Raw genomic sequence first — 3,669 nt, 5'->3', positions numbered from 1 at the left:
ATAATATATATATATGCCTTTTTTTTGAAAAAGTCCCAAAAGAAATCCCCCCCTCTTCGAGGAAGAAAGAAGTTTTTTTCCATGTAAACCCAATGGAACGAAGGATCCCCGGGTAGTTGAGCGCCCGAGGGCGCGTGCGCGTACGCTAGGGCGCGTGCGAGTACGCGCGGGCGCGTGCGAGTACGCGCGGGAGCGTGCGAGTACGCGTACGGGATAATTCCCCTTCACGCACTCGCCCACGATCGTGGGCGAGTGCGTGTGGGCGGGCGCGCGTATACGTGTGGGCGGGCGCGCGTATACACGTGTGGGCGGGCGCGCGTAGGACGTGTGTGCGGGCGGGGGTACGTGGGGAAGGAGATCGAGATTTATAGGCAATGAAAATCTATCAAAGTAGAAATATAAAGCCTATAAAACAATTTTTAGGATAGGAATTCTTATTGGGCATAGAGACCTACCTCTTTTCATCAAACTACCCAAAAAAGATATTATTTTGGACTATAAGGGGCCTTTTTTAAAGGAAGCCTTGATTCAATAAAAGAAAAAAAAATATTCCACTTTCCATCTAGTATAGTAGTCCTAGTAGGAGCCCCCAGAACCAATGTAGGGTAGAAAAGGATGGAAAAGGGTAGAAAAGGATGGAAAAGGATGGAAAAGGATGGAAAAGGGTAGAAAAGGATGGAAAAGGGTAGAAAAGGATGGAAAAGGGTAGAAAAGGGTAGAAAAGGGAGAAGACAAGAAAATAAATGAATCGATGTTCATCGATAATAATAGTGGTCCTTTTTACGACCACTATCTTCTAAAATTGGCTCTTTATTCTCTTTCTAATTCTGATCTTTCTGATCTTTCCAATTCTTCAATAATTTTTTTTAATCTAGAATTTCCATTCATTAATTCTTCAATCTCTATACGATATTTTTCCTTTTCTTCCTTTTCAGAATCAGAAAGAATAACAGAGGATGAAGTATTAGTAGAAGGAGGTGGTGAGGAAATGGCCATTCCTGGAGGATTAGTTTTTTCTGGTTCTGGTTGATGGCCTCCAGTTAAATTATCATCATTACATGATGTAAAAACCATCATAGATAAGATAAAAAAAAATAGTTTTTTCATTTCATATCAATTTTTTTTGGAATATAAGTTTTTTTTGGAAATATTCTTCATACATAAAAGATTATAATTAAATACGATAAAGATGAGTGTCATAATAAAAATACGTAATTTATCCCATCATATTTTTCCAGATTATGCTACAGAAGGAGCAGCAGGGATAGACTTACAAGCATATCTGGAAAAAGAGATTATTATTCCATCTATGGAAAGAAAAATCATAAAAACAGGTATTTTCATAGAAATCCCTACAGGATATGAAGCTCAAATACGACCTAGAAGCGGATTAGCCTTACGTCATGGTCTAACTGTTCTCAACAATCCAGGGACTATCGATTCAGATTATAGAGGAGAAATAAAAATATTACTCATCAACTTATCTCGTCATTCTTTTACTGTAAAAGACGGCGATAGAATAGCGCAAATAATAGTTTATCCATACGAAAAAGTAAAATGGAATGAAATAAAAAAGAAATAAATTTTTATGGATTTTTCATTTTTATCAAAGCAAAAATAGCATAATTCAATATATCTATATAATTATCTTGAACTTTATAAGCATAATTTTCTACTTCAGATTCAGATAAACGTTTTTCCATTCCTTGAATCCGAAAAATTTTTTGCATGATTAAATCTTTTATAGAAGAAATGCTCATATATTTCCAAGCTTCTTCATAATCCGAATTTTTTTTTTCCATAAGAGATTTAGCCTTTTTTATATATTTATCATATACATCTATTATTGTAGCAGAAAGCAGAGAGTCTATTTTTTTTTGTTGAATCATTATTCCTGCTAAAACAGAATAATTAACAATTTCAATCCAATTATTCTGATATATTTTCATCAAAATATAATTACAGAACTTTTTAGGAATAAAGAACTTTTTTTTCAAAAAATGAGTTCTACATTCATTAAATATGACATCATATTGCATGGAAGTTTTATGGTTTCTCATTATACTAATCTGTTTTTTTTAAATACTGATCTATATAAATCTTTGCTTCGTCAAAATCATAACAAACATTCACCTTCCAATTGTACGAATTGAATATATCTATTATATGAATCTGATTTTCCGTTAATTTATTTGGTTTTATTTTGAATTCCAAAGCCATCCCCGTCCTTCCTTTTTTTGGAATAGGAACCAATATATCAGGAAGACCTGGTCTTAATCTCATCACTTTTATAAGAAACCTCTCATAAGGAGTTCTTCTTGCTTCATTATGAGGATGAAAATAAAAAATATGCGGATATTCATAATCTAAATAATCACAAACAGAACTATGCAATAGTTGTTCTTTTCCTAAAGTATTGTACCAAGGTGTAATTTTTCTTTTCAATTTATTTCAATAAAAATTATCCCTAACCCCCATAATCTAAGACTCACAGGATCCACATCCAGAATTTCCTAAATTTTCTTTCTTATTCTTTAAAAGAATTTCTAATATTTTTTTTTCTGTAGAAGTTTTTTTCTCATCCAAAACAAAAAGATCTTCATTCCAATCTTCATTAGGCTTACTATATCCTGTTTCACGATTATCAAAAAAATCAGTTTGCTGTTCTCCAGATATCGTTATATAAAACCAACTCATGTTATCTAACATATTTTTATCTATACAATAGGCATCCGATAGTCCTAATTCTTTCAATTTAAGATTTGCTCTATCTTTCATAAAATTTTTCAATTCTTCTCTTTTAATAGTTGGAATATCCCCATTATCAAAAATTTGATCAATAAAAATAAATTCATTTTTTAAGGCTAAATCCATTCCATAATAAATAGAATCTTCCACCGAATTTTTTAATCCATCATTTTCTTCACAAAACGTACGAAAAATCTTACACCCCGCTTCCGAATGAAGAGACTCATCCCTAACAGAAAAAATAATTTGTTGCCCTATCCCCTTCAAACGATTAGATTTTCTAAAAGACAATAATACCGCAAAAGAAGAAAACAATTGAATTCCTTCTGCTGCAGCAGAAAACAAAGCAATACTCTTTGCTATCTCTTTTCTATTATACTTACCATGATCACTTTTTCTAATATCCATCAATACTTTCAACTTTTTCATGGTGGCTTCATCTTCTAAAAAAGCATGAAAATTATCTAATCCTAAAATATCATTCAAATAAGAATAAGCCACAGCATGAATCGTCTCAAAAGAACCAAAAGCTTGACCCATCATTTTTATCTCTGGAATTGGAAACCACTTTGGAATCATTTCGGACCAATAATTACCCACTTCTGTTTCCGTTTGAGTAAAACCCTTTAAGATATCTCCAATAACATTCTTTTCTCGATCCGATAAATTTTCATTCCAATCATGAATATCCGACTGCATGTTTATCTCCGTATGCAACCAATGCGCATTTTGTTGCTTAAACCAATACTCATAAGCCCACTGATATTCGAAAGGCTTAAAATTTAAACGATCTTTCGTTATACCCATTTCTCTTCTTTCTTTAAGCTCCCTAAATGTAATAAAAAATATTTGAAACTGAAAAATCAAAAAAAAATAGCATATTATAATATAAAATATAGCATAAAATTAATCCCCGCGCGC

5 protein-coding genes are annotated in these 3,669 nt (G+C 32.6%); 1 reads left to right on the top strand and 4 read right to left on the bottom strand.

Features of this window, described 5'->3' with window-relative positions; translation table 11 throughout:
• Window positions 1-810: 810 nt before the first annotated feature.
• Window positions 811-1,107, bottom strand: a complete 297-nt coding sequence (locus DM815_RS03140) for a hypothetical protein (RefSeq protein WP_110509455.1) — start codon at window positions 1,105-1,107, stop codon at window positions 811-813.
• An 82-nt stretch (window positions 1,108-1,189) separates the two neighbouring features.
• On the opposite strand from DM815_RS03140, the gene dut reads away from it, so the two are divergent.
• Window positions 1,190-1,582, top strand: a complete 393-nt coding sequence (gene dut / locus DM815_RS03135; protein ID WP_110509454.1) for a dUTP diphosphatase — start codon at window positions 1,190-1,192, stop codon at window positions 1,580-1,582.
• A 4-nt stretch (window positions 1,583-1,586) separates the two neighbouring features.
• On the opposite strand, the gene DM815_RS03130 is transcribed toward dut, so the two are convergent.
• Genes DM815_RS03130 through DM815_RS03120 form a run of 3 tightly spaced genes read right to left on the bottom strand, consistent with a single transcriptional unit; the run spans window position 1,587 to window position 3,555 of the window.
• Window positions 1,587-2,060 carry a DUF1599 domain-containing protein gene (locus DM815_RS03130; RefSeq protein ID WP_110509452.1) on the bottom strand — a complete coding sequence of 158 codons (474 nt, stop codon included), beginning with the start codon at window positions 2,058-2,060 and terminating at the stop codon, window positions 1,587-1,589.
• Window positions 2,061-2,064: 4 nt separating this feature from the next.
• Entirely contained in the window at window positions 2,065-2,445 is a 381-nt protein-coding gene (locus DM815_RS03125; protein WP_041178650.1) for a VRR-NUC domain-containing protein, read from the bottom strand.
• 36 nt (window positions 2,446-2,481) lie between these two features.
• On the bottom strand, window positions 2,482-3,555 hold the full coding sequence (locus DM815_RS03120; protein ID WP_110509451.1) for a ribonucleotide-diphosphate reductase subunit beta: 1,074 nt from the start codon (window positions 3,553-3,555) through the stop codon (window positions 2,482-2,484).
• Window positions 3,556-3,669: the final 114 nt, after the last annotated feature.

This window comes from Blattabacterium sp. (Cryptocercus kyebangensis), from assembly GCF_003226855.1.
Classification (GTDB): domain Bacteria; phylum Bacteroidota; class Bacteroidia; order Flavobacteriales; family Blattabacteriaceae; genus Blattabacterium.
Note: the sequence above shows the minus strand (reverse complement) of the source record. Positions and strands in the feature narration are given on the sequence as shown.